Annotated in this window: 28 protein-coding genes; 14 read left to right on the plus strand and 14 right to left on the minus strand. The window is 67.2% G+C overall.

The annotated features are described in order from the left end of the window. Nucleotides 1-201 precede the first annotated feature (201 nt). On the minus strand, nt 202-1956 hold the full coding sequence (locus GFK26_RS07455; RefSeq protein ID WP_153281440.1) for an RNA-directed DNA polymerase: 1755 nt from the start codon (nt 1954-1956) through the stop codon (nt 202-204). Between the two features lie 118 nt (nt 1957-2074). Beyond that, nucleotides 2075-3016, minus strand: coding sequence for a LysR family transcriptional regulator (locus tag GFK26_RS07460; protein WP_153281441.1), 942 nt, complete (start codon nt 3014-3016; stop codon nt 2075-2077). 139 nt (nt 3017-3155) lie between these two features. Here GFK26_RS07460 and GFK26_RS07465 point away from each other — a divergent pair, with 139 nt between their 5' ends. The 11 genes from GFK26_RS07465 (at nt 3156) to GFK26_RS07515 (ending at nt 13787) form a co-directional block, all read left to right on the plus strand. Then, on the plus strand, nt 3156-3746 hold the full coding sequence (locus GFK26_RS07465; protein ID WP_153281442.1) for an NADPH-dependent FMN reductase: 591 nt from the start codon (nt 3156-3158) through the stop codon (nt 3744-3746). Next, nucleotides 3743-4597: a pirin family protein gene (locus GFK26_RS07470; protein WP_153281443.1), complete on the plus strand. Its 855-nt coding sequence runs from the start codon at nt 3743-3745 to the stop codon at nt 4595-4597. The genes GFK26_RS07465 and GFK26_RS07470 overlap by 4 nt, the downstream gene beginning before the upstream one ends. Nucleotides 4598-4696: 99 nt before the next feature. Then, nucleotides 4697-5902: a M20 aminoacylase family protein gene (locus GFK26_RS07475; RefSeq protein ID WP_153281444.1), complete on the plus strand. Its 1206-nt coding sequence runs from the start codon at nt 4697-4699 to the stop codon at nt 5900-5902. 21 nt (nt 5903-5923) lie between these two features. After that, nucleotides 5924-6916 carry a tripartite tricarboxylate transporter substrate-binding protein gene (locus GFK26_RS07480; protein ID WP_153285885.1) on the plus strand — a complete coding sequence of 331 codons (993 nt, stop codon included), beginning with the start codon at nt 5924-5926 and terminating at the stop codon, nt 6914-6916. A 432-nt stretch (nt 6917-7348) separates the two neighbouring features. Further along, entirely contained in the window at nt 7349-8491 is a 1143-nt protein-coding gene (locus GFK26_RS07485; protein ID WP_153281445.1) for a branched-chain amino acid ABC transporter substrate-binding protein, read from the plus strand. An 11-nt stretch (nt 8492-8502) separates the two neighbouring features. Continuing rightward, complete coding sequence (locus GFK26_RS07490) at nt 8503-9438, plus strand: 4-hydroxyproline epimerase (protein ID WP_153281446.1); 936 nt, start codon at nt 8503-8505, stop codon at nt 9436-9438. Nucleotides 9439-9449: 11 nt separating this feature from the next. Beyond that, nucleotides 9450-10553, plus strand: a complete 1104-nt coding sequence (locus GFK26_RS07495; protein WP_153281447.1) for an NAD(P)/FAD-dependent oxidoreductase — start codon at nt 9450-9452, stop codon at nt 10551-10553. Next, nucleotides 10550-10798 carry a (2Fe-2S)-binding protein gene (locus tag GFK26_RS07500; protein WP_153281448.1) on the plus strand — a complete coding sequence of 83 codons (249 nt, stop codon included), beginning with the start codon at nt 10550-10552 and terminating at the stop codon, nt 10796-10798. The genes GFK26_RS07495 and GFK26_RS07500 overlap by 4 nt, the downstream gene beginning before the upstream one ends. After that, on the plus strand, nt 10795-12069 hold the full coding sequence (locus GFK26_RS07505) for an NAD(P)/FAD-dependent oxidoreductase (RefSeq protein ID WP_153281449.1): 1275 nt from the start codon (nt 10795-10797) through the stop codon (nt 12067-12069). The genes GFK26_RS07500 and GFK26_RS07505 overlap by 4 nt, the downstream gene beginning before the upstream one ends. Nucleotides 12070-12166: 97 nt before the next feature. Continuing rightward, nucleotides 12167-12781, plus strand: a complete 615-nt coding sequence (locus GFK26_RS07510; RefSeq protein WP_153285886.1) for a GntR family transcriptional regulator — start codon at nt 12167-12169, stop codon at nt 12779-12781. Nucleotides 12782-12860: 79 nt separating this feature from the next. Beyond that, nucleotides 12861-13787 (plus strand): fatty acid desaturase family protein, encoded by a 927-nt coding sequence (locus GFK26_RS07515; RefSeq protein WP_153281450.1) that lies wholly within the window; start codon nt 12861-12863, stop codon nt 13785-13787. Between the two features lie 4 nt (nt 13788-13791). Here GFK26_RS07515 and GFK26_RS07520 read toward each other — a convergent pair whose 3' ends face one another. The 7 genes from GFK26_RS07520 to GFK26_RS07545 form a co-directional block, all read right to left on the minus strand. Beyond that, nucleotides 13792-14682 (minus strand): EamA family transporter, encoded by an 891-nt coding sequence (locus GFK26_RS07520; RefSeq protein ID WP_153281451.1) that lies wholly within the window; start codon nt 14680-14682, stop codon nt 13792-13794. Nucleotides 14683-14691: 9 nt separating this feature from the next. Beyond that, nucleotides 14692-15006, minus strand: a complete 315-nt coding sequence (locus tag GFK26_RS07525; RefSeq protein WP_153281452.1) for a hypothetical protein — start codon at nt 15004-15006, stop codon at nt 14692-14694. 95 nt (nt 15007-15101) lie between these two features. Then, nucleotides 15102-15272, minus strand: a complete 171-nt coding sequence (locus GFK26_RS33980) for a hypothetical protein (RefSeq protein WP_194274047.1) — start codon at nt 15270-15272, stop codon at nt 15102-15104. 94 nt (nt 15273-15366) lie between these two features. Continuing rightward, complete coding sequence (gene dbpA / locus GFK26_RS07530) at nt 15367-16809, minus strand: ATP-dependent RNA helicase DbpA (protein ID WP_153281453.1); 1443 nt, start codon at nt 16807-16809, stop codon at nt 15367-15369. A 121-nt stretch (nt 16810-16930) separates the two neighbouring features. Continuing rightward, entirely contained in the window at nt 16931-17194 is a 264-nt protein-coding gene (gene infA, locus GFK26_RS07535) for a translation initiation factor IF-1 (RefSeq protein ID WP_056575080.1), read from the minus strand. Between the two features lie 58 nt (nt 17195-17252). After that, nucleotides 17253-17510 (minus strand): hypothetical protein, encoded by a 258-nt coding sequence (locus GFK26_RS07540; RefSeq protein ID WP_153285887.1) that lies wholly within the window; start codon nt 17508-17510, stop codon nt 17253-17255. Between the two features lie 416 nt (nt 17511-17926). Beyond that, nucleotides 17927-18979, minus strand: coding sequence for a sugar phosphate isomerase/epimerase family protein (locus tag GFK26_RS07545; RefSeq protein ID WP_153281454.1), 1053 nt, complete (start codon nt 18977-18979; stop codon nt 17927-17929). 105 nt (nt 18980-19084) lie between these two features. Here GFK26_RS07545 and GFK26_RS07550 point away from each other — a divergent pair, with 105 nt between their 5' ends. Continuing rightward, nucleotides 19085-19972, plus strand: a complete 888-nt coding sequence (locus GFK26_RS07550) for a gamma-glutamyl-gamma-aminobutyrate hydrolase family protein (RefSeq protein ID WP_153281455.1) — start codon at nt 19085-19087, stop codon at nt 19970-19972. 4 nt (nt 19973-19976) lie between these two features. Here the strand turns inward: GFK26_RS07550 and GFK26_RS07555 are convergent, their stop codons facing one another. Both GFK26_RS07555 and GFK26_RS07560 read right to left on the minus strand, forming a co-directional pair. Continuing rightward, nucleotides 19977-21617 carry an acyl-CoA dehydrogenase family protein gene (locus GFK26_RS07555; protein WP_153281456.1) on the minus strand — a complete coding sequence of 547 codons (1641 nt, stop codon included), beginning with the start codon at nt 21615-21617 and terminating at the stop codon, nt 19977-19979. Between the two features lie 37 nt (nt 21618-21654). Continuing rightward, nucleotides 21655-22491 carry a thioesterase family protein gene (locus GFK26_RS07560; RefSeq protein WP_153281457.1) on the minus strand — a complete coding sequence of 279 codons (837 nt, stop codon included), beginning with the start codon at nt 22489-22491 and terminating at the stop codon, nt 21655-21657. Nucleotides 22492-22563: 72 nt separating this feature from the next. Between GFK26_RS07560 and GFK26_RS07565 the strand changes: the two genes are divergently transcribed. Beyond that, a complete protein-coding gene (locus GFK26_RS07565; protein ID WP_153281458.1) occupies nt 22564-23196 on the plus strand; it encodes a TetR/AcrR family transcriptional regulator in 633 nt (210 codons plus the stop codon). Nucleotides 23197-23207: 11 nt separating this feature from the next. On the opposite strand, the gene GFK26_RS33985 is transcribed toward GFK26_RS07565, so the two are convergent. From GFK26_RS33985 to GFK26_RS07575, 3 genes are all read right to left on the minus strand, one after another. Next, a complete protein-coding gene (locus GFK26_RS33985; RefSeq protein WP_180838947.1) occupies nt 23208-23384 on the minus strand; it encodes a hypothetical protein in 177 nt (58 codons plus the stop codon). Between the two features lie 102 nt (nt 23385-23486). Beyond that, nucleotides 23487-24371 (minus strand): N-formylglutamate amidohydrolase, encoded by an 885-nt coding sequence (locus GFK26_RS07570; protein ID WP_153281459.1) that lies wholly within the window; start codon nt 24369-24371, stop codon nt 23487-23489. Between the two features lie 12 nt (nt 24372-24383). Continuing rightward, nucleotides 24384-25346 (minus strand): tripartite tricarboxylate transporter substrate binding protein BugE, encoded by a 963-nt coding sequence (locus GFK26_RS07575; protein WP_153281460.1) that lies wholly within the window; start codon nt 25344-25346, stop codon nt 24384-24386. 109 nt (nt 25347-25455) lie between these two features. Between GFK26_RS07575 and GFK26_RS07580 the strand changes: the two genes are divergently transcribed. Then, a complete protein-coding gene (locus GFK26_RS07580) occupies nt 25456-26391 on the plus strand; it encodes a LysR substrate-binding domain-containing protein (RefSeq protein WP_153281461.1) in 936 nt (311 codons plus the stop codon). The last annotated feature ends 4 nt before the right edge of the window (nt 26392-26395 follow it).

The following is a 26395-nucleotide window of genomic DNA, read 5'->3' on the forward strand; positions in this document are numbered from 1 at the left end:
ACATCTCCTCATTTCGCGTGAGACAAAATGCTGAAAAAGCGAGTTCGTTGACAAAACCCCGTAGTCCCGTATTTGTTTGCGTTGATATGGCGGGATGAATTTGATGAAGGAATAGATTTTCTCGACGCCAGTAGCTATCCCCTAGCGGCATCACTTCGCGCCACACAGATGTATAGCTCGAAATAAATTTGTGCTCTGATATCACAAAATCACCTGCCAGGCGTCACCCTTTTTGGCTTTGGCGTCACCTGCCCATTTGAGTAGCAACTTATCGAATTCATTGAGGTCGCGTCGTATTGATTTTCGCCAGTGTTCTCCCTCATCTCCGAGAGTGTAAGAGCTTACGAGTAAAGCTCTGCGCTCCCAAATTGTCAAAGTAGAAAAACTTCGTCTGCAATTTGAAACCCAGTGATCTGCGCGACGCTGTGCCATCATAAGAATGATGTCTCGGCGAACCATCATGCTGTCGCTTCGTTTGAAAGCGGATGCCAGTAGTATTTCCGTTTCCTCAGAATTATCGGAGGCCAAGGTTCTTAAGGAAAACGCCAAATTAGTTGGCACTTGCGTCACATATGAGTTATCGGTGATGAGATTTCGGAGCGTTTTGTAAAGTTCGTCTTTTACCTGTGGAGTCAATATGTCAATTAAGCCTCGACACAAATTCATTACAGAGGGGAAAATTGGATAAAGTAAATCAATGCTCTTCAAAAGAGACAACACCGCGTCGTTTTGCACGGCAGGAGCCAAATGCTTGAGTGCTGAAATCAGGCGGCGCGTCAAACTTTCGTCAACTCTGCTTTTGGCAAGCTCTCTTCCAAGCATTCCAACAATATCAAAATTATCCAACTCTGAACGCAGTTGTTGATAATCGGATTCTGCGGTTGGAGAATATGGGTCATAGTAAACGCGCAGCCTTCGGAAGGCTCTTTCTTGCTCTTCGTCTTGGCTTTCTTCATTTTTTGTCTCGATTGAAAATTCCGAGGTTCCTAGGAATTCGGCTCTAGACATCACGCGAGTTTTTGCCTTTTGCAAAGACAGGCCTTCATTGTTTAGTAGAAGGCTCGTTAGATTGATTAGAGCGGTGTATGCTTCTTCTCGGCTGTTTGCGAATATCACATAGTCGTCGACAAATCGGCAAAACTTTATTTGCTCTCCGATTAGAAGGCGATCAATTCTGTTTAGTAGGATTTCACTCAGAATTCGAGAGGCGGGCCCTCCCACGGGCAACCCATAAGAGGCGCCACCAGAAATGGCGCCCAGTATCTTCATTATGCGATTGCTTGCGCTTCGATTGTTTGTCGCAGCACTTAAGGCATTCTCAAGTCGATGATGATAAATTCGAGGATAAAAATCGGAGATATCGCAGCGAAGGACATAATCAAAACTCTTCACCATCTCGATAGATTTTTCTTGAAATTGGTGCCAGCCAATTTCCCGGTCAAATATTGAGTGTTTATCTTTTTGTGGGAGATGTCGGTAGGAGAAAACAATTTGATTCGAAACCCTTCGTTTCTCTAGGTCGCCAGCGATTGTGAGTGTCAAGGCAAGCAAATAAGCGTTCCATATCGGGTCAATTTGAGTTCCCCAGCGAAATCCGCTGTAACCTACGACCGATAAATCTTTGGAGCTTAATATGGGGATATCAGAAGAGGCTTTTTCAAAATCTGCGTCGATGTAAAAAAGAATTTTCTTAACATCGTCTGGGGCGTCAAAAAAAATGTGATTCTCTATCGGGAACGGAAAAATATCGGTGTCACCGAAATTTGCAATGTTGGATATTGCCAATTCTGCGGCGTCGCTGCTAATGATGGGCATTTTTATTAAAGTAAATGGAGATTTATAATTTTGGCGAAAGAAGATGTCGTGCGGGCTTAATTTGGGAGAATTTTCGGGGAATGAGGTTTCCGAGAGCCTGAAGAATTTTTCGTCGACAAGATATTGAGGCCGCCACTTCATTTTGTACGCCCAAGATCCTTAACGTGCATCGCGGACAAGCCTCTCTTTTAGAGCAGGCACCATCGATTCGTATCGCGTGACTACCCTGAAAGACGCTGTTCAATCGCGACATCAGCTGTCAAGTCTCTTGGACTCGAAATATTCTTGGTAGCGTTTCTGTGTTGCCCGTCAGCCCTTCCATCACCATTTCAATGAACGCCGACACCGCCCGCGGCAGGTGCTTGCGGCTCGGGTAGACCACGCTGAGCCCGTGCCCGGTGCGCTGGTACTGCGGCAGCACCGGCACCAGCCGCCCGGCCTCCACGTCGAGCCGTCCCATGGCCGGCGGCAACAGCGCGATGCCCAGGCCGGCGATGGCGGCCTTGCGCAATGCCTGCGCGGTGTTGCCGCTGAAGCGGCCGCCGACGTGCACTTCTTCTTCCTTCCCGCCGGGGCCGGTCAGGCGCCATGTGGTGCGGCCGCTGGGGTGGCCGGGGGTCACGCAGTCGTGGTCGGCCAGTTCGGCCAGTTCGGCCAGCGTGGCGGGCGTGCCGCGCGCGGCCAGGTAGGCGGGGCTGGCGACGAGGCCGTCGGTGCGCGGGCCGAGCAGCTGGCGGGCGACGTAGCCCGAGTCGGCCAGCGCGCCGCCGCGGAAGGCGATGTCGATCTGTTCGGCGATCAGGTCGGCCTTGGCGTCGCTGAGCACGAACTCGATGCGCACCAGCGGGTACGCCGCCAGGAAGTCGGCCACCCAGGCCATGGGGAAGAAGTCGAAGAAATCGGCCGTGGCCGCCACGCGCACCCGGCCGCTGGGTTCCTGGCTGCCGGTGATGAGCGCCTGCCCGGCCTCGACCAGCCCGTCGACCGCCTCGGCGCAGCGCGCGTGAAAGTCCTGCCCGGCACTGGTCAGCGTGAGCTTGCGGGTCGAGCGCTGCAGCAGCCGGGTGCCGAGCTGCGCCTCCAGCTGCTGGATGCGCCGGCTCACGGTGTTGGGCGGCAGGCCCAGCCGGCGGCCGGCCTCGGCAAAGCTGCCGTGGCGCACCACCTGCACGAAGACGGCGATGTCGTTGAGATCGAGCATGGCGGGGCCTATTTCTTCTGTTCGTGGATGAGTGCAATCCGACTCTACCGTCTAGTCGATCAATGCGTGCGTGCCTAACCTTGGGTCCATGGCCTTGCGGCCTTCGACCACCCCCATTTCATTCAGGAGCACGCACCCCATGACCGGACAGCAACAACAACCCCGCATCGGCATCGTCATTGGCTCGACCCGCGAAGGCCGCTTCGGCGAGAAGCCCGCGCACTGGATCCACGAGATCGCGAAGCAGCGCACCGACCTGGCCTTCGAGCTGGTCGACCTGCGCGACCACCCGCTGCCCTTTTTCAATGAAGCCGGCGCGCCCGCCTGGGGCCCGGTGAAGAACGAGGCCGCGCAGCGGTGGCAGGCCAAGCTGGCCACCTTCGACGGGCTCATCATCGTCACGCCCGAGTACAACCACGGCCCGAGCGCGGTGCTGAAGAACGCGATCGACTGGGCCTACAAGGAGTTCATCCGCAAGCCGATCGGCTTCGTGGGCTACGGCGGCGTGGGCGCGGCGCGGGCCGTGGAACAGCTGCGGCTGGTCGCGGTCGAGATGCAGATGGCGCCGGTGCGCCACGCGGTGCACATCGGTATGGTCGAGTTCCTCGGCATCTGGCAGCAAGGCAAGTCGTTCGACGATTTCCCGCACCTGGCGCAGTCGGCCACGGGCCTGCTCGACGACATGGCGTGGTGGACCCGCGCACTGAAGACCGCCAGGGAGGCCGTATGAACGCAGTAGTTGCAACGGACACCCGCGCCATCGTCTACCGCACGCGCGGCGCCAAGCATGGTCCGATCACGCGGCTCATGAGCCCGGGCGACCTGGGCGAGTACCTCAAGCCCTTCGTGTTCCTCGACCTCTTCGGCTTCGACACCACGAGCGGCCGCAAGGGCTTCGGCATGCATCCGCACTCGGGCATCGCCACGCTGACGTGGCTCATCGAAGGCGACACGCTGTACGAGGACACGACCGGTGAACAGGGCGTGCTGCGCGGCGGCGGCGTCGAGTGGATGCGCGCGGGCAACGGCGTGTGGCACACGGGCGCACCGGCGCCGGGCGTGACGCGCGTGCAGGGCTTCCAGCTCTGGGTGGCGCTGCCGGCCGCCGAGGAAAACGCGCCCGCGCAGAGCATCTACCTCGCGCCCTCGCAGGTGCCGCAGGACGGCCCGGCGCGCGTGCTGCTCGGGCGCTACGGCGCGGCGCAAAGCCCCATTCCGGCGCCCTCGCCGATGAACTACCTGGCCGTGCAGTTGAAGGACGGCGAACGCTGGCGCTACACGCCGCCCGCCGGCCACACGGTGGGCTGGGTGGCGGTGAACGCAGGCCAGCTCGACGCGGGCGACGGCACCGGCGGGCCCATCGGTACCGGCGAACTCGCGGTGTTCGAAGAGTCCGACGCGGCGCTCAGCTTCGTGGCGCAGGGCGACACGGCCTTCGTGCTCGGCTCGGCGGTGCCGCATCCGCACGAGCTGGTGATGGGCCACTACTCGGTCCACACCAGCCGCGCGACGCTCGACCAGGGCGAGGCCGAGATCCGCCGCATCGGCGCGAAGCTGCGCGAGGAAGGCCGGCTGGCCTGAGCGGTTGAACCACGCGTAAGCCAGCATGCGCCGCGCGGGCGGCTGCGCCAGAATCGTTCGCTTCTGTTTTCTCTCTCGAACGATCCGCAGCCGCCCGCCATGAATCTCGTCGACGCCTTCGCCACCCACGCCACCCATTTCATCGACATCCGGCGTGACATCCACGCGCACCCCGAACTCGGTTTCGAGGAGCACCGCACGGCCGAGAAGGTGGCGAGCCTGCTGACCGAATGGGGCATCGAGGTGCACCGCGGCATCGCGGGCACGGGCCTGGTCGGCGTGCTGCGCAAGGGCACGGGCACCCGCACCATCGGCCTGCGCGCCGACATGGACGCGCTGCCGCTGAACGAGGCCAACGACTTCGCCCACAAGTCCACGCACGCGGGCCGCATGCACGCCTGCGGGCACGACGGCCACACGACGATGCTGCTGGCCGCCGCCTGGCACCTGTCGCAGCAGGGGCCCACCGATTTCGACGGCACGGTGCATTTCATCTTCCAGCCCGCCGAAGAGATGGGCAAGGCCGGCGCCAAGAAGATGATCGACGAGGGCCTGTTCGATCGCTTTCCGTGCGACGCGGTGTTCGCGCTGCACAACTTCCCGGTCGGCGACGTGGGCCGCTTTGCGCTCAATGAAGGTGCGCTGATGGCGTCGAGCAACACCTACAAGATCACGCTGCGCGGACGCGGCACGCACGCCTCGATGCCGCACACCGGCATCGACCCGGTGGCCGCCGTGGTCACGCTGGCGCAGCAGCTGCAGACGATCGTGCCGCGCACCATTCCGAGCACCGAGCGCGCCCTGCTTGCGGTCACGCAGCTGCAGGGATCCGACGCACCGAACGTGATTCCTGATGAAGCCTCGGTGGGCGGCACGGTCCGCACCTTTTCCGTCGAGGCCATCGACAAGATCGAGGCGCGCCTGCGCGAGGTGGCCGAGGGCGTGGCCATGGCGCACGGCTGCACGGCCGACATCTTCTTCAAGCGCTCGTCGCCGCCGGTGGTGAACCACGCGGCCGAGGCGCGCTTTGCGGCCGGCGTGATGCGCGAGGTGGTGGGCGACGACATGGTCACCGACGACTTCCCCGCCGTGATGGGCGCCGAAGACTTCGCGCACATGCTGCTGGCGCGGCCCGGCTGCTACGCCTTCCTGGGCAATGGCGACGGCGACCACCGGCTGGACGGCCACGGGCCCGGCCCTTGCATCATCCACAACACCTCGTTCGACTTCAACGACGAGATCATCCCGATCGGTGCCAGCTACTTCGTGAAGCTGGTGCAGCGCTGGCTGCCGTCGGGCGCCTGACCCATTTTTTTGTTGACGATGATGAAAGCGGCCCCGCCCATGACTTTTTCTCTGCTGACCCGACGTTCGCTGGCTGCCGCGGCAGCCGCCCTGGCCCTGGGCAGCTTCGGCCTGGCCCATGCGCAGCAACGCGTGATCCACATCATCGTGCCCTTCGGCACCGGCGCCGTGCAGGACACGGTGGCGCGCGCCTTCAACAACGAGCTGGGCGCCGCGCTCGGCGGCAGCGCCATCGTCGAGAACCGCGCGGGCGCGGGCGGCACGGTGGGCGCGGCCATCGCGGCCAAGGCGCCGGCCGACGGCAACACGCTGGTGCTGGCGGCGGCCAGCCACAACATTGCGGGCTTCCTGTACAGCAAGCTCCCCTACGACCCGCTGAAGGACTTCGTCGGCGTGGCCAACGTGGGCAACGCGGGCTATGTGCTGGCGGTGGCCAGCGGCATGAACGTGGCGAGCACGGCCGACTTCATCAAGGAGGTCAAGGCCAACCCGGGCAAGTACAACTACGCCTCGGCCGGCAACGGCAGCGCCACGCACCTGGCGATGGCGTCGTTCCTCGCGAAGGCGGGGCTGCAGATGACGCACATCCCGACCAAGTCGACCGGCGAGGCCGTGAACGAGGTGCTCGCGGGCCGCGTGCAGGCGGTGATCTCGTCGAGCATCGGCGTGATGGGCTTCCAGGACGACGCGCGCATGAAGCTGCTGGCCTCCACCGGTCAATCGCGCAGCCCGTTCCTGCCGAAGCTGCCGACGGTGGCGGAGAGCGGCTTGCCGGGCTACGCCTTCGATTCGTGGATCGGCCTGCTGGCGCCGGCCGCAACGCCGAAGGCCGAGGTCGAGCGCATCAACGCGGCGGCCAACAAGGTGCTGGCCGATCCGGTGATCCAGGAACGCTTCAAGCGCCTGGGCGTGGAACCGCGCAGCCAGAGCGCCGAGGCTTTCCAGAAGCTGCTGCGTGCGGACTGGGATGCGATGGGGGTGGTGGTGAAGGCTTCGGGGGCGAAGGTCGACTGACCGTTTTTGGCGCGCCTGTTCGGGGCGCGTGCCCGGGCCACCGGGTACTTCCCTCCGCGAATGTCCCCCGCTTCGCTCCTCCTTGATTTCGCTGCGGGAAGCACCCAGTGTCCCGGGCACGCAGGGCGCTGTCGTTGGGCTGCCCGATCCATCACTGCACTGCCCAACGAGCACGTCGATGGGGTGCCTTGCGCAGCGAAATCAAGGAGGAGCCCGAAGGGCGGGGGACATTCGCGGAGCAAGGCTCCCCGTCGGCGGGATCGTCGCCCTGAACGGCCCCGTTTGTTCACAGATATCACAGAAGCCCGCAGCCCGAAAGAGCGCTTGCCCCACAGATATCTACAAGATATGTACTTAATATATTTAAACTGCGACAGGTAGCCGTGGAGTCGGTCCTGTCGTTTTTCATTGTTCTTAACCCTAGGACGAAGCATGAAGTCACAAGCAGGCATGGTTTCCTCACTCAGTCTCGCGGGCCTTGTTGCCTTGGCCGTGGCAAGCCCCACGCATGCGCAGGAGCAGGTGGTCAAGATCGGTCACAGCGGTCCGCTGTCGGGGCCCAACGCCTTCGCGGGCAAGGACAATGAAAACGGCATCCGCCTGGCCATCGAGGAGCTCAACGCGAAGAAGCTCAGCGTCGGCGGCAAGACGCTGAAGTTCGAGCTGATCTCCGAAGACGACCAGTGCGACGCCAAGACCGGCGTGAGCGTGGCGCAGAAATTCGTCGACGACGGCGTCAAGTTCGTCATGGGCCCGTACTGTTCGGGCGTGGCCATTCCGGCTTCGCGCATCTACAGCGACGGCGGCACGCTGGTCTCCACCGTGGGCACCAACCCGAAGGTCACGCAGGGTGGCTACAAGAACCTGTACCGCATCATCGCCAGCGACAACCAGATCGGCGGCGCCATGGCCGTGTACGCGGCCAAGGAACTGAAGGTGAAGAAGGTCGGCGTGATCGACGACCGCACCGCCTTCGGCCAGGGCCTCGCCGAAGAGTTCACCAAGGAGGCCAAGAAGCAGGGCCTCACGATCGTGGGCCAGGAGTTCACCACCGACAAGGCCGTGGACTTCACCGCCATCCTGACCAACATGAAGGGCAAGGCGCCCGAGGCGATCTTCTTCGGCGGCTACGCGCCGCAGGCCGCGCCCATGGCGCGCCAGATGAAGCAGCTGGCGGTGCCCGGCAAGCTGCTGGGTGGCGACACCGTGTGCAGCCCGGCCACCGGCAAGATCGGCGGCGACGCGGTGAACGACCTGGTGTTCTGCGCGCAGGGCGGCTCCATGCTCGAGAAGGCGCAGAGCGGTCCGGCGTTCAAGGAGAAGTTCAAGAAGCGCTTCAACATCGATCCCGATGCGTACGCCGCCTCGTACTACGACCAGGTGCTGTTCATCGGCGAGTCGATGAAGAAGGCCAACACCATCGACCCCGACAAGGTCGGCGCCGAACTCTACAAGACCACCTACAAGGGCGTGGCCGCGACCTACGCCTACGACGACAAGGGCAACATGAAGCAGGCGCCCATCACCGTCTTCACGTTCAAGAACGCGGCCCCCGTGCCGATTGCAAGCTACTGAGCCGCACACGTATGCAACGCATCCAGGTCATCGATTCGCACACGGGCGGCGAGCCCACGCGCCTTGTGATCGGCGGCTTTCCCGATCTGGGGAAAGGCTCCATGGCCGAGCGCCGCACGCTGCTGGCCGATCAGCACGACAAGTGGCGCGCAGCGGCCGTGCTCGAGCCGCGCGGCAGCGACGTCGTGGTCGGCGCGCTGTTGTGCGAGCCGGTGTCGCCCGATGCGGCGGCCGGCGTGGTCTTCTTCAACAACGCCGGGTATCTGGGCATGTGCGGCCACGGCACCATCGGGCTGGTCGCGAGCCTGGCGCACATGGGGCGCATCGGCGTGGGCGAGCACCGCATCGAGACGCCCGTGGGCACGGTCACGACCACGCTGCATGAAGACGGCTCGGTGAGTGTGCGCAACGTGCCCGCGTACCGGCACCTGCACCAGGTGGCGGTCGACCTGCCCGGCCACGGCACCGTGCGCGGCGACGTGGCGTGGGGCGGCAACTGGTTCTTCCTCGTGAGCGAACACGGCCAGCGCGTGGCGAGCGACAACCTCGCGGCGCTGACCGACTACACGGCCGCCTTGCGCAAGGCGCTGGCGGCGCAGGGCATCACGGGCGCGGACGGCGCGGAGATCGACCACATCGAACTCTTTGCTGACGACGATGCCGGCGCCGACAGCCGCAACTTCGTGCTGTGCCCCGGCAACGCCTACGACCGCTCGCCCTGCGGCACCGGCACCAGCGCCAAGATCGCCTGCCTCGCGGCCGACGGCAAGCTCGCGCCCGGCGCGGTGTGGACGCAGGCCAGCGTGATCGGCAGCGTCTTCGAGGCCAGCTACGCGATGGACGGCGAGCAGGTCATTCCCACGCTGCGCGGCCGTGCGCACATCAGCGCCGAAGCCACGCTGCTCATCGAAGACGACGATCCCTTCGGCTGGGGCATCCGGCTCTGACACCGGCGCGCATGGACGCGGACGTCATCGTCATCGGCGCCGGCATCGTCGGCGCGGCGTGTGCCCATGCGCTGGCGCAGGCCGGGCGCCGCGTGTGCGTGCTCGATGCGCGCCTCGGTGGCGCCACCGGCGCGGGCATGGGCCACCTGGTGGTGATGGACGACAACGCGGCCGAGCTCGAACTCAGCCGCCATTCGGTTGCGCAATGGCGCGCCCTTGCGCCGCGCCTGGGTGCCGACTGCGCCTACAGCCCCTGCGGCACGCTCTGGATCGCGGCGAACGACGAAGAAATGGCCGAGGCCGAACGCAAGCAGCAACGGCTGGGCGCGCTCGGCATCGAGAGCCGACTGCTGACTGCGGCCGAACTCGCGCGCGCCGAGCCTGCTTTGCGCCGCGGCCTGTCGGGCGCGCTCGAAGTGCCGGGCGACGGCATCCTCTATGCGCCGAATGCGGCGCGCTGGCTGCTCGCGCAGCATGCGGCATTGGTGCAGGTCGAACACGCGAAGGTCGAGGCCCTTGAAGACGACGGCACGCTGCGCCTGGCCGACGGCAGCCGTCGCCGCGCGCCGCAGGTCGTGCTTGCCAACGGCATCGAAGCGACGACGCTGTGCCCCGAGTTGCCGATCCGCCCGAAGAAGGGCCACCTGCTCATCACCGACCGCTACCCGGGCACGGTGCACCACCAGCTCGTCGAGTTGGGCTACGTGACCAGCGCGCACCACAGCGACGGCGACTCGGTCGCCTTCAACGTGCAGCCGCGGCCCACGGGGCAGTTGCTGGTGGGCTCGTCGCGCCAGTTCGACACGACCGACCTGGCCGTCGAGGCGCCAATGCTCGCGCGCATGCTGCAGCGCACGCTCGACTACCTGCCGGGGCTCGCCGGCCTGAACGCCGTGCGCGCGTGGACCGGCCTGCGCGCCGCCTCGCCCGACGGCCTGCCGCTGCTGGGCAAGCACCCGTGGCGCGAGAAGCTCTGGCTCGCCGTCGGCCACGAAGGGCTGGGCGTGACCACAGCGCCGGGCAGCGCGCATGTGCTTACGGCGTTGATGACCGGCGCGACGCCCGATCTCGACGCCGCGCCGTATGCGCCGCGCGGCCTGCGAGAGGTGGCATGAGCGATCAGACGCAACTGCACATCGATGGCCAGCTCGTGCGCGTGAAGGCGGGCAGCTCGGTCGCCGCCGCCTTGCGCGTTGTCGACGGCAAGGGCGCGGCGCGCACCTCGGTCACGGGCCAGCCGCGCGCGCCGTTCTGCGGCATGGGCGTGTGCCAGGAATGCCGCGTGCAGATTGATGGGCGACGACGCCTCGCGTGCCAGACCGTGTGCGCCGAGGGCATGCGCGTGGAGACGACGGCATGAGCGGCGTGGCGTTCGACACGTGCGATGTGCTGGTCGTCGGCGCGGGCCCCGCGGGCATGGCTGCGGCCGTGGCGGCGGCGCCGAGTGGTGCGTCGGTCGTGGTGATCGACGACAACCCCGCGCCCGGCGGACAGATCTGGCGCGACGGCCCCGGTGCGTCGTTGCCGCCCGTGGCGCGCCAGTGGCGCGAGGCGCTCGCACGCCACGCGAACATCCGCGTGCGCAGCGGCACGCGTGTCGTCGCTGCGCCTGCTTCGCATGAACTGCTGCTCGAAGACGCCGACGGCGCGATGCGCATGCGATGGACAAAACTCATCCTGTGCACCGGCGCGCGCGAACTGCTGCTGCCCTTCCCCGGCTGGACCTTGCCCGGCGTGACGGGCGCGGGCGGGCTGCAGGCGCTGATCAAGGCGGGCCTGCCGGTCGAGGGCGAACGCATCGTCATCGCAGGCAGCGGGCCTTTGCTGCTGGCCGCCGCAGCCACGGCCATAGCGGCGGGCGCGCAGGTGCTGCGCATCGCCGAGCAGGCGTCGTTCGCTTCGGTCGCGGCCTTCGGTGCCAGCCTCGTGCGCTGGCCTGGCAAGGCCTTGCAGGCGCTCACGCTGGCCGATGCGCGCTACCGCACCGCGTCGCGCGTGCTCTCGGCGCAAGGCACGGCGCAGGTCGAATCGGTGCGCCTGCGGCAAGGTGATCGCGAGGTCGAGATGGCCTGCGATCGCATCGCCTGCGGTTTCGGGCTCACGCCCAACACGCAGCTGGGCCAACTGCTCGGCTGCGCGCTCGCGGGGCAAGCCATCACAGTCGATGCGCTGCAGGCCACGAGCGTCGCAGGCATTTACGCGGCCGGCGAATGCACCGGCTTTGGCGGCAGCGAGCGCGCGCTGGTGCAGGGCACCATCGCCGGCCATGCGGCCGTCGGCGAGGTCGCGAAGGCTCGCACCCACGACCGCGAACGCGCCCGCTGGAATGCCTTCGCGGCCCAGCTGCACCGCCGCTTCGCACTGGCCGACGACCTCAGCGCCCTGCCCCGCCCCGACACGCTCGTGTGCCGCTGCGAGGACGTGCCGTTTTCCGCGCTCTCGGCCTGCACCGGCTGGACCGATGCCAAGCTGCACCGCCGCTGCGGCATGGGCGCCTGCCAGGGGCGCGTCTGCGGCGACGCGGCGCAGTTCCTGTTCGGCTGGACGCCGCCCGCGCCGCGCCCGCCGCTGGTGCCGGTCCGCATCGAGACACTGGCCGGGCTCGCCACGCCCGGCGACGCCCGACAATGACGGCCCCGCATCTGTACACGCACGAGCACCTCCACATCCCCACCATGCCCGCCCCGAAGACCGCTCTCCGACCCCGCCCAAGCGCCGCGCGGCCGACCTGGCCTACGACGCCATCGAGGCACTGCTGTCCACCATGCAGCTGGAGCCCGGCAGCCAGATCGTCGAGGCCGATCTGGCCGAGCGCACGGGCCTGGGCCGCACGCCGGTGCGCGAGGCGCTGATGCGCATGGTGTCGATCGGCCTCATCGTGCAGCAGCCGCGACGCGGCCTGCTGGTGTCGACCATCGACCTGGCCGACCATCTCGACGTGATCCAGACCCGCCGCGTGCTCGAGCAGCTGATTGCGGCCTGCGCCGCGCGCCGCGCCACCGCGCCGCAGCGCCAGGCCATCGTGCGCTGCGCCGAGGCCATGGTCGAAGCCGCGGGCCGCGGTGACCTGACCGACTACATGCACGCCGACCGCGCGCTCGACCTCGTCACGCACCACGCCAGCCACAACGACTCGGCGGTGAAGGCGGTGGTGCCGCTCATCGTGCAGTGCCGCCGCTTCTGGTACGCCTACCAGCACGAGGGCGAGATCGTCGAGGGCGCCAACGCGCACCTCGAACTGGCGCAGGGCATCGCCACCGGCGACGAGGCCGCGGCCATCGCGGGTGCCGAGCGGCTCATGGACTACCTCGAAGTCTTCGCCCGGAAAATCATCGACAAGTAGGCCGAAGGGCCTCGCCCGCACGCGTTTCCATCGGGGAACTACGCGTGATCTGCCCGCGGCTTCGCCGCATACTGGCCCGATGGCCGCTGCACCCCGCGCTCAACCCGACGACTTCTTCACCCCCGACGAGTGGCAATCGCTCACCACGCGTTCGTCGTGGCGGGGCCTGTGGCTGGTGGCGCACTGCTGGGGCGTGATCGGCGCCGCGATGGTGGTGGGCATCGTGTGGCCGTGGACCATTCCGCTCATGGTGCCGATCGTCGGCACGCGCCAGCTGGGCCTGTTCATCCTCATGCACGACGCCGCGCACGCGGGGTTGCACCGCAACCGCAAGGTCAACGACTGGGTCGGCTACTGGCTGTGCTCGCCCACGCTGCGCGACTACCGGCCGTATCACCTGCAGCACCACCGCTTCGTGCAGCAGACCGAAGACCCGGACCTCGTGCTGTCGGCGCCCTTTCCGATCTCGCGCGACTCGATGTGGCGCAAGGTCGTGCGCGACCTGAGCGGGCAGACCTTCTACAAGCAGCGCTTCGGCCACATCGCCGAGGCCCTGCGCCAGCGTGCGCCGGGCGAATCGGCGCTGCGTGTGTTCGGGCGCGCGCTGGCAAAGGACAAGCGCTTTCTCATCGGCAACGGCCTGGGCCTGCTGGCCTTCACGCTGGCCGGGGTGGGGTGGGCCTGGGTGCTGATGTGGCTGCTGCCGATGGCGACCTGGCTGCCGCTCGTGAGCCGCGTGCGCAACATCGCCGAGCATGCGCTGGTGGCGCAGAACGAGGCCGACCCGTTGCGTCAGGCACGCACCACGCATGCCGGCTGGCTCGAACGCATCTTCGTGGCGCCCTACTGGGTCAACTACCACTGCGAGCACCACATGTTCACCAACCTGCCCTGCTGGGCGCTGCCGAAGGCGCACCGCCTGCTGCAGCGCCAGGGCGCGACCGCGCGCATGGAAGTGCAGCCCGGCTATCTGCAGCTGCTGCGTCGCGCCGCCCCGGTGGGCTGAAATCTCAACGACTGGGTGCGGGCTGCACCGCCGGCACCGGCTGCGCACCGCGCTGCGCCTGCTGGCTCAGCCAGATGCTCGCGATCACGATGCCGATGCCCGCCACCTGCCAGCCCGACAGGCTCTGGCCCAGCAAGGCCCAACCCAGGATCACCGCCGTCACCGGGCTCAGGAAGGCCAGCGGCGCGATCGCCGAGGACTCCAGCCGGGCCACGCCGCGGAACCACACGATGTAGGTGAGTGCGGCGCCGATCAGGCCGAGCCAGGCGAAGCCGACCCAGTTCATCGCCGTGAGCGCGGGCAGCGGCGGTTCCAGCCACAGTGCCACCGGCAGCAGCAGCAGGCCGCCCGCGGTCAGCTGCCAGGCCGTGAAGGTCAGCGCCGACACCGGCGGCTGCCAGCGCCGGCTCAGCACCGTGCCGAAGGCCATCGACACGGCCGCCGTGAGCGCGGCGGCGATGCCCAGCGCGTCGAGCGTGGCGTTCGGCGTGAGCACCAGCAGCGCCACCCCGCCCATGCCGATGACGGCCGCTGCCACCGACAGCGCGCGCACCGGCGCGCCCAGCAGCAGGCCGGCGAGGAACACCACGAACAGCGGCTGCACCGAGGTGATGGTGGCCGCCACGCCGCCCGGCAGCCGATAGGCGGCCAGGAACAGCATCGCCCACAGCACCGAGAAGTTCAGCGCGCCCAGCAGGAAGATGCGGCCCCACCACGCCCGGGGCGGCAGCTGGCGCACGAAGAGCATCAGCAGCAGGCCCGCCGGCAGCGCGCGCAGCAGCGCCACCGTCAGCGGGTAGTTCGCCGGCAGCAGCTCGGTGGTCACGATGTAGGTGCTGCCCCAGATCGCGGGCGCAATGGCGGTGAGCAGGACGTCGGTGGTGCGGGAGGTCATGGCCTGAATCTATTCAATTGACCCCTCGGGCGCTTCCCACCCCAGCAGCTCGGCCAGCCGCTGCACGATCCAGCCGGCCTCGGCGGGCGCCACGCCCGATTCGGGCGTGGCGAGCCCGGCGTGGATGCGCCGCAGGATCTCGCTTTCGACCGGCACCTCGGTGTGGTGCTGGATCTGCGCATGGCCTACGAGGTGGCCGGCGAGGTCTTCGCAGATCTCGTAGCGCGCGCGCACCACGTCGATCGGTTCGCGCAGGCGCTGGCGCGCGTCGCTGTAGACCGCGAAGAACGAGGGCGGGATGTAGATCTGGTTGTCGTCGGACATGGCGGCCTTGGGCCTTGGTTTTGGCGGGCCCAATGACAAAACGCGCCCGGGGGCGCGTTCGTCGTGGCTCCGAAGAAAGAGCCGCGGGGGCCGGATCAGCCGCCCTTGGTGGGGCGCTTGCCCGGGTTCTTCTTGCTGCGCGTGGCGGTGCCGCGCTCGAGGCTGATCTTCTGGCCGCCACCGTTGCGCGGCACGGTGTAGCCGGGCATGGGCGTCGGCTTCGGGCTGGCAAGACGGTCGGCTTCGGTACGGATTTTCTTGGGCATGGAAAGCTCGGATAAAAAGGATGTTCGACCCCCGATTAGGCCACATCGGCAGATTTCATCTGCCAAGCGCCGAAACGGGAGCATGGGACGGATGTCAGGTCGACTGCGGTGTCAGCAGGCGCACCCTGACGCTCTTGCCTTTCACGCGGCCGTTGTCCAGCTTGCGTGCGGCTTCTTCGGCAATGCTGCGGTCCACCGCAACATAGGTCGAGTACTCGTTGACGTTGATCTTGCCGACCTGCTCCTTGGCATAGCCGCAGTCGCCCGTCAGCGCGCCCAGCACGTCGCCGGCGCGGATCTTTTCCTTGCGCCCGCCGACGATCTGCAGCGTGGCCATCGGCGGCGTGAGCGGTGCGCCCTTGGCGGGCGTGAGCTCGGTCAGGTTGTGCCATTCGGATTCGCGGCCCTGCAGCTGCTCGATCTTTCCGACGAAGCCCATCTCGTTCATGCTGGCCAGGTTGAGCGCCAGCCCTTCCGAGCCGCCCTGCTGGCCCACGCGGCCGGTGCGGCCCACGCGGTGGATGTGGATTTCGGAGTCGGGCGTCACGTCGACGTTGATCACGGCTTCGAGGTGCGAGATGTCCAGGCCGCGCGCCGCCACGTCGGTGGCCACGAGCACCGAGCAGCTGCGGTTGGCGAACTGCACCAGCACCTGGTCGCGCTCGCGTTGTTCCAGCTCGCCGAACAGCGCCATCGCGCTGAAGCCCTGCCCCTGCAGCACCTCGACGAGGTCGCGGCACTGCTGCTTGGTGTTGCAGAAGGCCAGCGTGCTCACGGGACGGAAATGGTCGAGCAGCAGGCTCACGGTGTGCAGCCGCTCGCTGTCTTTCACCTGGTACCAGCGCTGGCGGATCTTGCTGCCCTCATGCTGGGCCTGCACCGTGATCTGCTCGGGGTTCTTCATGAACTGCTGCGCGAGCTTGGCGATGCCTTCGGGGTACGTGGCCGAGAACAGCAGCGTCTGGCGTTCCTTCGGGCACTGGCGCGCCACCGTCACGATGTCGTCGAAGAAGCCCATGTCGAGCATGCGGTCGGCCTCGTCGAGCACCAGCGTGTTCATCGCCGAGAGGTCGAGGTTGCCGCGCTCCAGGTGGTCCATGATGCGGCCCGGCGTGCCCACGACGATGTGCGCGCCGTGCTCCAGGCTGGCAATCTGCCCGCGCAGCGCGACGCCGCCGCAGAGCGTGACCACCTTGATGTTTTCTTCGGCGCGCGCCAGCCGGCGGATTTCGGTCGTGACCTGGTCGGCCAGCTCGCGCGTGGGGCACAGCACCATCGCCTGGATGGCGAAGCGGCGCGGGTTCAGGTTGGACAGCAGCGCCAGCGCAAAGGCGGCGGTCTTGCCGCTGCCGGTCTTGGCCTGCGCGATCAGGTCCTTGCCGAGCAAGGCCAGCGGCAGTGCGGCGGCCTGGATGGCCGTCATCTGCGTGTAGCCGAGCTGGGTGAGGTTGGCCAGCATCTGGGGCGAAAGCGCCAGCGTGGCAAAGCCGTGGGGTTCGGCCTGGAGGCCGCCGGCTGGGGAGGTGGTGGAGTTCATCGTTCGGCAGCCGGAGACATACAGACAGGAAGACGCAAAAGGAAAAGTGACGCCCGGAAAAGACAAAGGCCTTGCAGGGCCCCCTCCGGGAGGGCGCTCTGCAAGGCCGGCCGGGCGTCGCTCAGCGACGGGGCGAGTTGTTGTTGGTTGGCGGGGGGCCGCGGCGTTCCAGGTGACGGAACGTGATGCGGCCCTTCGTCAGGTCGTAGGGCGAGAGCTCGAGCGACACCTTGTCGCCGGCCAGGATGCGGATGTGGTGCTTGCGCATCTTGCCGCCGCTGTAGGCGATCAGCTGGTGACCGTTGTCGAGCGTGACGCGGTAGCGCGAGTCGGGCAGGACTTCGGTCACTGCGCCGTTCATTTCGATCAGTTCTTCCTTGGGCATAAGTGATTACCTCTGAATCGTTCGATGTGTGTTGGAGATGGAATTGGGCGTAATTGTTTCAGGCCGCGCACGGAAGTGCGAGAGGGGCCAGCGGTGTGCGTTCGCGCACCCAACCCAGGCCCTGTTCGATGGCGTAGCCGAGCGCCGCGCCATGGCTGGCAAAGCGCGGCGTGAAGCGCATCACGCGGTCGTGCATGCCGCTGCCGTGGCCGGAGCGGATCGAGACGGAGGCGGCATAGCCGCCGTCGTCCTGGTGTCGAATGAGCGGGGAAACAAGGTACTTGCCCACCGCGATACTGTGTTGAATGATGTCCATGAAGCCTTGGCGCCACGCGCAGAGACAGCGCGCGAAGAGCCTGAAAAATAATTGAAAACGGACGCGGACCGGCCGCAACGGCGCGGGGGATGCGCAATTCGCTTCAACAGGAACGAAGGCAGTGGTGGCAATCATGGGCGCCCGGTCTGGCGCTCCAACACACTGTGAAGCCGGCTTGAAAATGAGAGGCCTGAAGAATCCAAGGACAGTGCAGGTCAGCCGGCGGGAGTGACGAAATTCTTCGTCGTGGTATCGAAACGAACCCGACATTATAGCTTGCAGGGCATGACAGTTGCTTGTCTTAAAAACAACGTCTGCATGAAAAAGGCCCCGAAGGGCCGTCTGTCATGCAATGACAGCTATTAAAAATATAGCAACTCATCCGCTGCAAGCGCCTGGGTCGTGCCCGGCACGGCTCAGATCCCCAGCATCCGCCGGTTCGCCGCCACGTCTGCCCCTCCCGCCGCGAAGTCATCGAAGGCGCGATCGGCCACGCGGATGATGTGGTCGCGAATGAAGCTCGCGCCTTCGCGCGCCCCGTCTTCCGGGTGCTTGATGCAGCACTCCCATTCGAGCACTGCCCAGCCCGGAAAGTCGTACTGCGCCATCTTCGAGAAGATGGCCTTGAAGTCGACCTGCCCGTCGCCCAGCGAGCGGAAGCGCCCCGCGCGGTTGATCCAGCTCTGGAAGCCGCCGTACACGCCCTGCTTGCCGGTCGGGTTGAACTCGGCGTCCTTCACGTGGAAGAGCTTGATGCGCTCGTGGTAGTGGTCGATGTAGGCCAGGTAGTCGAGCTGCTGCAGCACGAAATGGCTCGGGTCGTAGAGCAGGCACGCGCGCGGATGGTTGTTCACGCGCTCCAAAAACATCTCGTAGCTCACGCCATCGTGCAGGTCTTCGCCGGGATGAATTTCGTAGCCCACGTCGACGCCCACGGCATCGAAGGCATCGAGGATCGGGCGCCAGCGGCGCGCCAGTTCGTCGAAGGCTTCCTCGATGAGGCCGGGCGGGCGCGGCGGCCACGAATACAGGTACGGCCAGGCCAGCGCGCCCGAGAAGGTCGCGTGCGCCGTGAGCCCGAGGTTCGCCGAGGCCTTGGCGGCATGGTGCAGCTGCTGCACCGCCCACTGCTGGCGCGCGACGGGATTGCCGCGCACCTCGGGCGCCGCAAAGCCGTCGAAGCCCGCGTCGTAGGCCGGGTGCACCGCGACCAGCTGGCCCTGCAGGTGGGTCGAAAGCTCGGTGATCTCCAGGCCGTGGCCCGCAAGCAGGCCCTTGATCTCGTCGCAGTAGGTCTTGCTCTCGGCGGCGCGTTTCAGGTCGATGAGGCGCGTGTCCCAGCTGGGAATTTGCACGCCCTTGTAGCCGAGGCCCGCGGCCCAGCCGGCGATGGCGTCGAGCGAGTGGAACGGGGCCGTATCGCCCGCGAACTGGGCCAGGAAAATGCCCGGCCCCTTGATCGTCTTCATGCGTGTCTCCTGATGCGCCGCACAGCATACTTCGGGGGTTCGGCTGACACACGACCGAAGTTCGATGGGCGCACAATGAACTTTGTCCACAGGGAACCCATCGAGATGTCTCAGCCTGTCGCCGCCCGGCTCAAGATCGGCTTGTCCGCCTGCTTCTCGCACGCCGACCCGGCCCGCTCGCTCTTCACGAACAAGACACTGCAGTACGTCGAACAGTCGATCGCACACTGGCTCATGTCGGCCGGCGCGATGGTGGTGATGGTGCCCTGCCCCACGGGCGAAACGGCGCGCGGCGACACCAAGCTGTCGCACTACGCCGAATGGCTCGACGGCGTGGTGATGCACGGCGGCGCCGACGTCTGGCCCGGCAGCTACGGCGAAGAGCCTTTGAAAGACGCCTGGATCGGCGACCAGATCCGCGACCTGTACGACCTTGCGCTGGTCGAAGCCTTCGAGCAGGCCGGCAAGCCGATCTTCGGCGTGTGCCGCGGCCTGCAGCTGATCAACGTGGCCTTCGGCGGCTCGCTCTACCAGGACATCGAAGCGCAGCATGGCCACCCCGAAACGCTGCGCCACCGCGACCCCGTGACCTACGACCAGAACTTCCACCAGATCGAGATCGTCGAAGGCACGCGCCTGTCGAAGCTGTTTCCCGACGTGCGCACGGCGCGCGTCAACAGCATCCACCACCAGGGCATCAAGGGCCTCGCACCGGGCTTCGAGGTCGAGGCCTGGAGCCTGCCCGACCGCGTGCCCGAAGCGATCCGCCGCCGGCCCGAGAAGGGGCGCGGCTACATCGCGGCGACCCAGTGGCATCCGGAGTTCCACAAGTACGGCAGCACCGAGACGGTGGACGACACGCCGATCCTGCACGACTTCCTGTGGGCCTGCGCCACCGCCCGCGTGGCGCCGCGCACGAGCATGCGCGAGATGCAGGGGCGGATTCGCAACCGGGCGTCCCGGCTGCTGCGGCAGGCGTTGCTGCGGCGCTGATCGGTCAGTGCCAGGCCGCGCGCACCAGCGCGGCGGGGTCGCTGGTGCCGGCGCTGATGCCGGTCACCGGGCCCCAGTCGGGATCGAAGCGGCTCGACACGAACGCGGCCGAGGCGAGCGGGCTCGCGTGCTGCAGCATCAGGCCGGCCTGTGCCGCGCGCACCAGCCGCTGCGTGAAGCGGCGCGCCTGGCGTTCCAGATCCTGCGGCGCGAGCTGCACCATCTGGCGCAGGGCCTGCACCTCGGCCTGCAGGCGCGCTTCGCCGGCGGTCACTTCCTGCAGGTGGTCGAGCACGAGGTGCGCGTCGCCGGGGTTGCGCGACACGGCGCGCAGCACGTCCAGGCACATCACGTTGCCCGAGCCCTCCCAGATCGAGTTGACGGGCGCCTCGCGGAACAGGCGGCCCATCGGGCCGTCTTCCACGTAGCCGTTGCCGCCGAACACTTCCATCGCCTCGCCCGTGAGCGCCACCGCGCGCTTGCAGTTCCAGAACTTGGCGGCGGGCGTGAGCAGACGGCGCCACGCAGTGTCCAGCGGTGCGGGCGAGCCGAAGCGCGACGCGAGTTCCATCGCCAGCAGCGTGGCGCTCTCGGTTTCGAGCGCCATGTCGGCCAGCAGCTCGGTCATCACGGGCTGGTCGACCAGCGCCTTGCCGAAGGCAAAGCGGTTGCGCGTGTAGTGCAGCGCCTGCGCGAAGCCCTGGCGCATGAAGCCGGCGCTGGCGAGTGCGCAGTCCAGGCGCGTGACGGTGGCCATCTCGATGATGGTCGGGATGCCGCGGCCCTCGTCGCCCACGAGGACGCCCCAGGCTTCCTTGAACTCGACCTCGCTGCTGGAGTTGGAGCGGTTGCCGACCTTGTCCTTCAGGCGCTGGATGTGGATCGCGTTCTTGCTGCCGTCGGGCCGCCAGCGCGGCACGAAGAAGCACGAGGAGCCGTGCTCGTCGGTCTTGGCCAGCACCAGGTGGCCGTCGCACATCGGCGCCGAGAAGAACCACTTGTGGCCGGTGATGAGGAACTCGCTGCCCCACGGGCCCTGGCCGGCCGGCACGGCGCGCGTGGTGTTGCTGCGCACGTCGCTGCCGCCCTGCTTCTCGGTCATGCCCATGCCGACGGTCATCGAGGTCTTGCCCTCGAGCGGGATGTCGCGCGCATCGTGTTCATTTGACGCGAGCTTGGTGCTCAGGTCGGCGTACAGCGCGGCGTTGCGGCGCATCACGGGGATGCAGGCCTTGGTCATGGTGGTCGGGCAGGTCGAGCCCGACTCGATCTGGCTGTGCATGTACAGCGAGGCGCCGTAGCCCACCCAGGCCGAGGGCCGCTCGTCGAAGAATGGCAGGTTGGCGATGCCGTTGCGCCGCGCGATCGACATCAGGGTGTGCCACGCGGGGTGGAACTGCACGCTGTCGATGCGCGTGCCGGTGCGCGAGTGCGTGTGCAGTTCGGGCTCGTGGCGGTTGGCGTCCTCGGCGGCGCGCAGCGTGGCCTCGGCGCCGTACTCGGCGCCCTGGCGCACCAGCTCGTCGTCGCGCCAGGCGGCGCCGCCGCGCGCCACCGCGCCGCGCAGCGCGGGGTCGCTGGTGTAGACGTTGTAGTCCTTGAGCTCGGGGACCTGGTTGTCGGGGTGGATGCCGGTGGTGGTCATGGCGTGGTCTCCGTGAAGCGGTGAAAGAAGAGCGTGTTCAGGCGGCGGCGGCGCGTTCGCGCACCACCAGCGTCTGGGTCGCGAGGCCGATCAGGCCGCGCGTGTCGTACAGGTGGGACACGGTGAGGCCCGCGCCGTCGCCATGCATCTCGGTGCTGGCGCGCAGGCCGATCCACTCGCCCTCGGGCACGCGGAACAGGTTCAGGCTCAGGTCGGCGTTCGAGAACAGGAAGTCGGTGGGCGGCAGCACCCAGCTCAGGCCGTTGCCGAAGTCGGCCGCCGCCGCCGCGCGCATCGCGGGCGAGGTGGCCACGCCGCGCACCAGCGGCACCGCGAGCCGGAACCACGCGGCGCCCGCGCCGGGCTGCGAGATGTCGCCTTGCGCGAGGCGCGATTCGACGGCGGTCTGGTGGAACGAGATCCCGTCGGGCAGGCCGGGAATGCGCAGCCGCTCGGTGCAGTCTTCGGGCCGCGGCAGCAGTTCGCGCGGCGCGTCGCCTGCGGGCAGGTTCGTCGGCAAGGTCAGCGGCGACGTCTTCAGCAGCAGTGCATGCGCGCGCGCCACCACCGTGTCGCCCGCGAGCAGGTCGATGCCCACGCGCACCGTGGCGCGCGAGGCCTGCGACTGCGTGCGCGTGACCAGCGGCGCCACCGGCACCGGCCTCACCAGCTCGAGCGTGAGGCGCGCCAGCTGCCAGCCCGGGCCGGGCGCCGCGCATTCGGCGATGTGCGCGAGCAAGGCCGCGGGCGCACCGCCGTGCTGCGCACGCGGATCCCACGGGCCGCGCGAGAGGGTGTCGGGCTGCCACGCGTCGCCCTCGCCGGTGTAGACGGCGGGGGGCGTTGTCTCGGGGGCACGGTCGTGCGAGGTCATTGCAGAATGCCTTTCGATGGGATCAAAAATTCTAGGAACAACGCGCCCCCAAGGTGTTCGGGTTCGGCGGCCATGACCGGCGCCCGTGCACCCGCCGCCGCCCCGAGGAGGAAGCCGCGCCAGTCCCGCGCGCGCCACACCTCGCAGGCCTTGCAGGAAGCCTTTGTTCGGCTTTTGGTCGAGAAGGGATTCGCCGCCATCACGATCCGCGAGATCGCGGCCGTGGCGGGTACGGGCCTGGGCAGCTTCTACGAATACTTCGAGAACAAGGAAGACCTGGCGCGCGTGTGCCTGCACCTGCGCTCCAAGGCGCTGCTGCTGGACATGCGCGCGGTCGTGGCCGCGAACGAAGGCCGGCCGTGGCGCGAGATCGTCGACGGGGTGATCGATGCGCAGCTCGACGCGCACCGCGCGCAGCCCGTGGCTTGGGGCGCGCACTACCTGCTGGAGCGCCACCTCTCCAGCCCCGAGGCCTACCGCAAGATGTACGACCGCTTCGTGGCCGAATGGGTGGGCGTGCTGGACGCGGCGGGCGACGTGAAGGCCGACGGCCCGAAGAAGAAGGAAGCGGCGCGCGTGTGCCAGACCATCATCTATGGGCTGGTGGCGCACACCCACCTCGGCACGGGCGGGCGGCCCGATCTGCAGGCGCTGTCACGCCAGCTGCGTGATGTGCTGCGGGGCTACCTGGCGACGGTCGCCTGATGCGGGGTCGCTCAGCGCGACGACTTGTTCGTCGTGCCGCTGACGCCGGCGTCGATGGTGCCGAACACCGTCACGCCGCTGCCCGATGAAGACGTGGAGGAAGAAGACGGCGACGGCGCGGTGCCGGCACAGCCCGAAATCAACAGGCCGGTCGCAAGGACGGCGAGGGCGGCAAGGATCGACTTCACGGCAGGACTCCAGAGAAAAAGGACGTCCCACTATAGGCCGGGGGCTCCGGCCGCCCTGTAACAAAGACACCAGCCGCCGCAGGGGTTGCGGCGTGGTGGCGTTCAGCTCGTTGCGATGCGCGGGTCGGTCGCCAGCAGCATCTCGACCATCGATCGCAGGTCGGCCTGCAGCCGCACTGCGCCGGCTTCGTCGAGCGCCAGCGTGGCCTCGTCCATGTAGAGCTTGCGGTTGATCTCGACCTGGATGCTGTGCCGGTTCGCCGCCGGGTTGCCGTGCCGGCGCACCAGCTCCACGCCCTTGTACGGGTGGTTGTAGTCCACGCTGTAGCCGCGTGCGCGCAGGTGCGCGCACAGCCGCTGCGACAGCGCCGGGTCGGCCGTGCTGCCGTCGCGGTCGCCGATCACGAAGTCGGCGTGCGCCAGCCCCGGGAAGTCGGTGGCGTGGCTGCCCGCAATGGCCGGCATCGAATGGCAGTTGATGTGGAGGCTGTAGCCGTGCCGCGCATGCGCCTCGTCGATGGCCTGCGCCACCGCCGCGTGGTACGGGCGCCAGCACTGGTCGATGCGCTGGCGCACCTCGGCCACCGTGAGCGGCCGGTCGTAGATCGGCAGGCCTTCGTCGGTGAGCTTCCAGATCAGGCCTTTGCCCAGACGCACTTTGGACAGCACGCGCGGGTCGCTGGACACCGGCTCGGTCCACGGGCCGTCGAGCATGGTGGTGTCGACCTCGGTCATGTCGCGGTTGGCGTCGAGATAACTGCGCGGAAAGTGCGCCTCGACCCAGGCGGCGCCCATGTCGCTCGCGAAGGCGTAGAGCTTCTCGACGTGGGTGTCTTCGGCCCGGCGCAGCGTGGCGAGGTCGCACACGGGCCGGAAGTCCTCGGGGTAGACGGTGCCGCTGTGCGGCGAGTCCAGCACCAGCGGCGTGTGCCCGGCGACGCTGGTCACCTGGGCGCGGGTTTGAATCAGTTTCAGAACTGGATGCATAGGCAGGGTCGGTCAGTCCAATCGGATGCGCGCGAAGGCGGCCACCTTCTTCATCTTCTCGATCTCGCTCGCGATCTGCTTCGTGAACTCGGCCGGCGTGGTGCCCGAGGCGTACAGCCCCTGCAGCGCGAGGCGCTCGCGCACCGCGGGGTCCTTCAGCGCGGTGGCCACGGCCTGCTGCATGCGCAGCACCAGCTCGGGCGGCGTGCCGGCGGGCGCGATCATGCCGAACCACGACGGGTCGTTGCTGGCCGCCTGGCCCAGTTCGCCGTAGGTCGGCACGTCGGGCAGCACGTCGAGGCGGCCGCTCCAGGACACGGCCAGCGCCTTCAGCTTGCCGGCCTTCACGTGCGGCAGCGACGAGGCCACCTGGTCGAAGTACACCGGCACCTGGCCCGCGAGCACGTCGTTGATGGCCGGGCCCGCACCGCGGTAGGGGATGTGCACCATCGAGGTTCCGGTGCTGCTCTTGAACAGCTCGCCCCACATGTGGCCGATGGTGCCGTTGCCCGGCGAGGCGTACGACACCTTGCCGGGGTTGGCCTTCAGGTACTTCACGAGTTCCGCGAAGCTGCCGACCGGCAGCACGGCCGGGTTGATGACGATCACGCCCGGCGCCTTCACCAGCTCGCTCACGGCGGTGAAGCCCTTGATCGGGTCGTAGGGCAGCTTCTGGTACACGGCCGGGTTCACCCCGTGCGTGGACAGCGTGGCCACGCCGAAGGTCAGGCCGTCGGGTGCGGCGCGTGCCAGCTCGGCCATGCCGATCGAGCCGCCTGCGCCGGCGCGGTTGTCGATCACCACGGGCTGCTGGAGGATCTTGGCCAGGGGCTCGGAGAGCACGCGGGCCGTGATGTCGGTGGCGCCACCGGGCGGGAACGGCACGACCAGGCGGATCGGCTTGCCTTGGGCAAAGGATATTCCTGGGGCGAAAGAAGCGGCGGCCAGGATGGAGAGGAGATGACGACGTTGCATGAGGGTTCTTCCAATGGAACGATGAGTGAATGTGCAAAGCTGCAGCTCACCTGAAGCAAAGGATATACCCGATATCATTCCGATTTGGAATGACTTGATGGGCTCCCCCATGCCGCTGCGACGCCTCAACCCGCCCCTGAACCTGCTGCGCGCCTTCTCCACCGTGGTGCGCTTCGGCGGCGTCTCGCGCGCGGCCGAGGCGCTGCACCTCACGCAGGGCGCGGTGAGCAAGCAGGTGCAGGAGCTCGAGCGCTGGATTGGCGCGCCGCTGTTCGAGCGCAGTCGCAAGCGCCTGGCGCTCACGCCGGCCGGCGAGCGCTACGAAAAGGCCGTGCGCGCCCTGCTGGCGCAGCTGGAAGCGGCCACGCTGGAGCTCATCACCAGTGGCGACGGCGGCGGCGCGCTGCACCTGTCGACCCTGCCCACCTTCGGCGCCAAGTGGCTGATTCCGCGCCTGCCCGATTTCCAGCAGCGGCACCCGCAGATCACGTTGCATTTCGTGCCCTTCGTGCACGGCTACGACTTCGAACGGCCCGAGCTCGACTGCGCCATTTTGTTCGGTGACGGGCACTGGCCCGGCGCGCGCTCGCATTACCTCGCGGGGCAGGACGTGGCGCTCATCGCCCCGCGCGCCGCGCAGGCCGAAGCCCCCATCCGCACGCCGCAGGACGTGGCGCGCTGCACCCTGCTGCGCCACGTGAGCGTGCCGCAGTCGTGGCTGCACTGGAGCGAGGCGCACGGCGTGCGCGGGCTCGACCCGCTGGCCGGGCTGCAGTTCGACCAGTTCCAGACCATGATCCGCGCCGTCATGGCCGGCATGGGCGTGGCGCTGGTGCCGCGCTGCCTGGTGCAGGACGAAATCACGTCGGGGCTGGTGGAAGAGCCGCTGCCCAACGGCGGCTACCGGGGCAGCGAGGGCTACTGGTTCTGCTACCCCGAGGGGCGCGGCCAGCTGGCCACGCTGGATCATTTCCGCAACTGGCTGCTGGCCGAGGTCGACCGCAGCGGGGAAGCGACGGCGCTGCCGCCGGCTGCGCCGGCCTGAGAAG

It is taken from the genome of Variovorax paradoxus (assembly GCF_009498455.1).
Taxonomy (GTDB): Bacteria; Pseudomonadota; Gammaproteobacteria; order Burkholderiales; family Burkholderiaceae_C; genus Variovorax; species Variovorax paradoxus_H.

What these genes read in the sequence shown, in the direction of transcription:
- GFK26_RS07455 (WP_153281440.1), bottom strand. Translation starts at nt 1,956, where the DNA reads ATGAAGTGGCGGCCTCAATATCTTGTCGACGAAAAATTCTTCAGGCTC.
- GFK26_RS07460 (WP_153281441.1), bottom strand. Translation starts at nt 3,016, where the DNA reads ATGCTCGATCTCAACGACATCGCCGTCTTCGTGCAGGTGGTGCGCCAC.
- GFK26_RS07465 (WP_153281442.1), top strand. Translation starts at nt 3,156, where the DNA reads ATGACCGGACAGCAACAACAACCCCGCATCGGCATCGTCATTGGCTCG.
- GFK26_RS07470 (WP_153281443.1), top strand. Translation starts at nt 3,743, where the DNA reads ATGAACGCAGTAGTTGCAACGGACACCCGCGCCATCGTCTACCGCACG.
- GFK26_RS07475 (WP_153281444.1), top strand. Translation starts at nt 4,697, where the DNA reads ATGAATCTCGTCGACGCCTTCGCCACCCACGCCACCCATTTCATCGAC.
- GFK26_RS07480 (WP_153285885.1), top strand. Translation starts at nt 5,924, where the DNA reads ATGAAAGCGGCCCCGCCCATGACTTTTTCTCTGCTGACCCGACGTTCG.
- GFK26_RS07485 (WP_153281445.1), top strand. Translation starts at nt 7,349, where the DNA reads ATGAAGTCACAAGCAGGCATGGTTTCCTCACTCAGTCTCGCGGGCCTT.
- GFK26_RS07490 (WP_153281446.1), top strand. Translation starts at nt 8,503, where the DNA reads ATGCAACGCATCCAGGTCATCGATTCGCACACGGGCGGCGAGCCCACG.
- GFK26_RS07495 (WP_153281447.1), top strand. Translation starts at nt 9,450, where the DNA reads ATGGACGCGGACGTCATCGTCATCGGCGCCGGCATCGTCGGCGCGGCG.
- GFK26_RS07500 (WP_153281448.1), top strand. Translation starts at nt 10,550, where the DNA reads ATGAGCGATCAGACGCAACTGCACATCGATGGCCAGCTCGTGCGCGTG.
- GFK26_RS07505 (WP_153281449.1), top strand. Translation starts at nt 10,795, where the DNA reads ATGAGCGGCGTGGCGTTCGACACGTGCGATGTGCTGGTCGTCGGCGCG.
- GFK26_RS07515 (WP_153281450.1), top strand. Translation starts at nt 12,861, where the DNA reads ATGGCCGCTGCACCCCGCGCTCAACCCGACGACTTCTTCACCCCCGAC.
- GFK26_RS07520 (WP_153281451.1), bottom strand. Translation starts at nt 14,682, where the DNA reads ATGACCTCCCGCACCACCGACGTCCTGCTCACCGCCATTGCGCCCGCG.
- GFK26_RS07525 (WP_153281452.1), bottom strand. Translation starts at nt 15,006, where the DNA reads ATGTCCGACGACAACCAGATCTACATCCCGCCCTCGTTCTTCGCGGTC.
- GFK26_RS33980 (WP_194274047.1), bottom strand. Translation starts at nt 15,272, where the DNA reads ATGCCCAAGAAAATCCGTACCGAAGCCGACCGTCTTGCCAGCCCGAAG.
- dbpA (WP_153281453.1), bottom strand. Translation starts at nt 16,809, where the DNA reads ATGAACTCCACCACCTCCCCAGCCGGCGGCCTCCAGGCCGAACCCCAC.
- infA (WP_056575080.1), bottom strand. Translation starts at nt 17,194, where the DNA reads ATGCCCAAGGAAGAACTGATCGAAATGAACGGCGCAGTGACCGAAGTC.
- GFK26_RS07540 (WP_153285887.1), bottom strand. Translation starts at nt 17,510, where the DNA reads ATGGACATCATTCAACACAGTATCGCGGTGGGCAAGTACCTTGTTTCC.
- GFK26_RS07545 (WP_153281454.1), bottom strand. Translation starts at nt 18,979, where the DNA reads ATGAAGACGATCAAGGGGCCGGGCATTTTCCTGGCCCAGTTCGCGGGC.
- GFK26_RS07550 (WP_153281455.1), top strand. Translation starts at nt 19,085, where the DNA reads ATGTCTCAGCCTGTCGCCGCCCGGCTCAAGATCGGCTTGTCCGCCTGC.
- GFK26_RS07555 (WP_153281456.1), bottom strand. Translation starts at nt 21,617, where the DNA reads ATGACCACCACCGGCATCCACCCCGACAACCAGGTCCCCGAGCTCAAG.
- GFK26_RS07560 (WP_153281457.1), bottom strand. Translation starts at nt 22,491, where the DNA reads ATGACCTCGCACGACCGTGCCCCCGAGACAACGCCCCCCGCCGTCTAC.
- GFK26_RS07565 (WP_153281458.1), top strand. Translation starts at nt 22,564, where the DNA reads ATGACCGGCGCCCGTGCACCCGCCGCCGCCCCGAGGAGGAAGCCGCGC.
- GFK26_RS07570 (WP_153281459.1), bottom strand. Translation starts at nt 24,371, where the DNA reads ATGCATCCAGTTCTGAAACTGATTCAAACCCGCGCCCAGGTGACCAGC.
- GFK26_RS07575 (WP_153281460.1), bottom strand. Translation starts at nt 25,346, where the DNA reads ATGCAACGTCGTCATCTCCTCTCCATCCTGGCCGCCGCTTCTTTCGCC.
- GFK26_RS07580 (WP_153281461.1), top strand. Translation starts at nt 25,456, where the DNA reads ATGCCGCTGCGACGCCTCAACCCGCCCCTGAACCTGCTGCGCGCCTTC.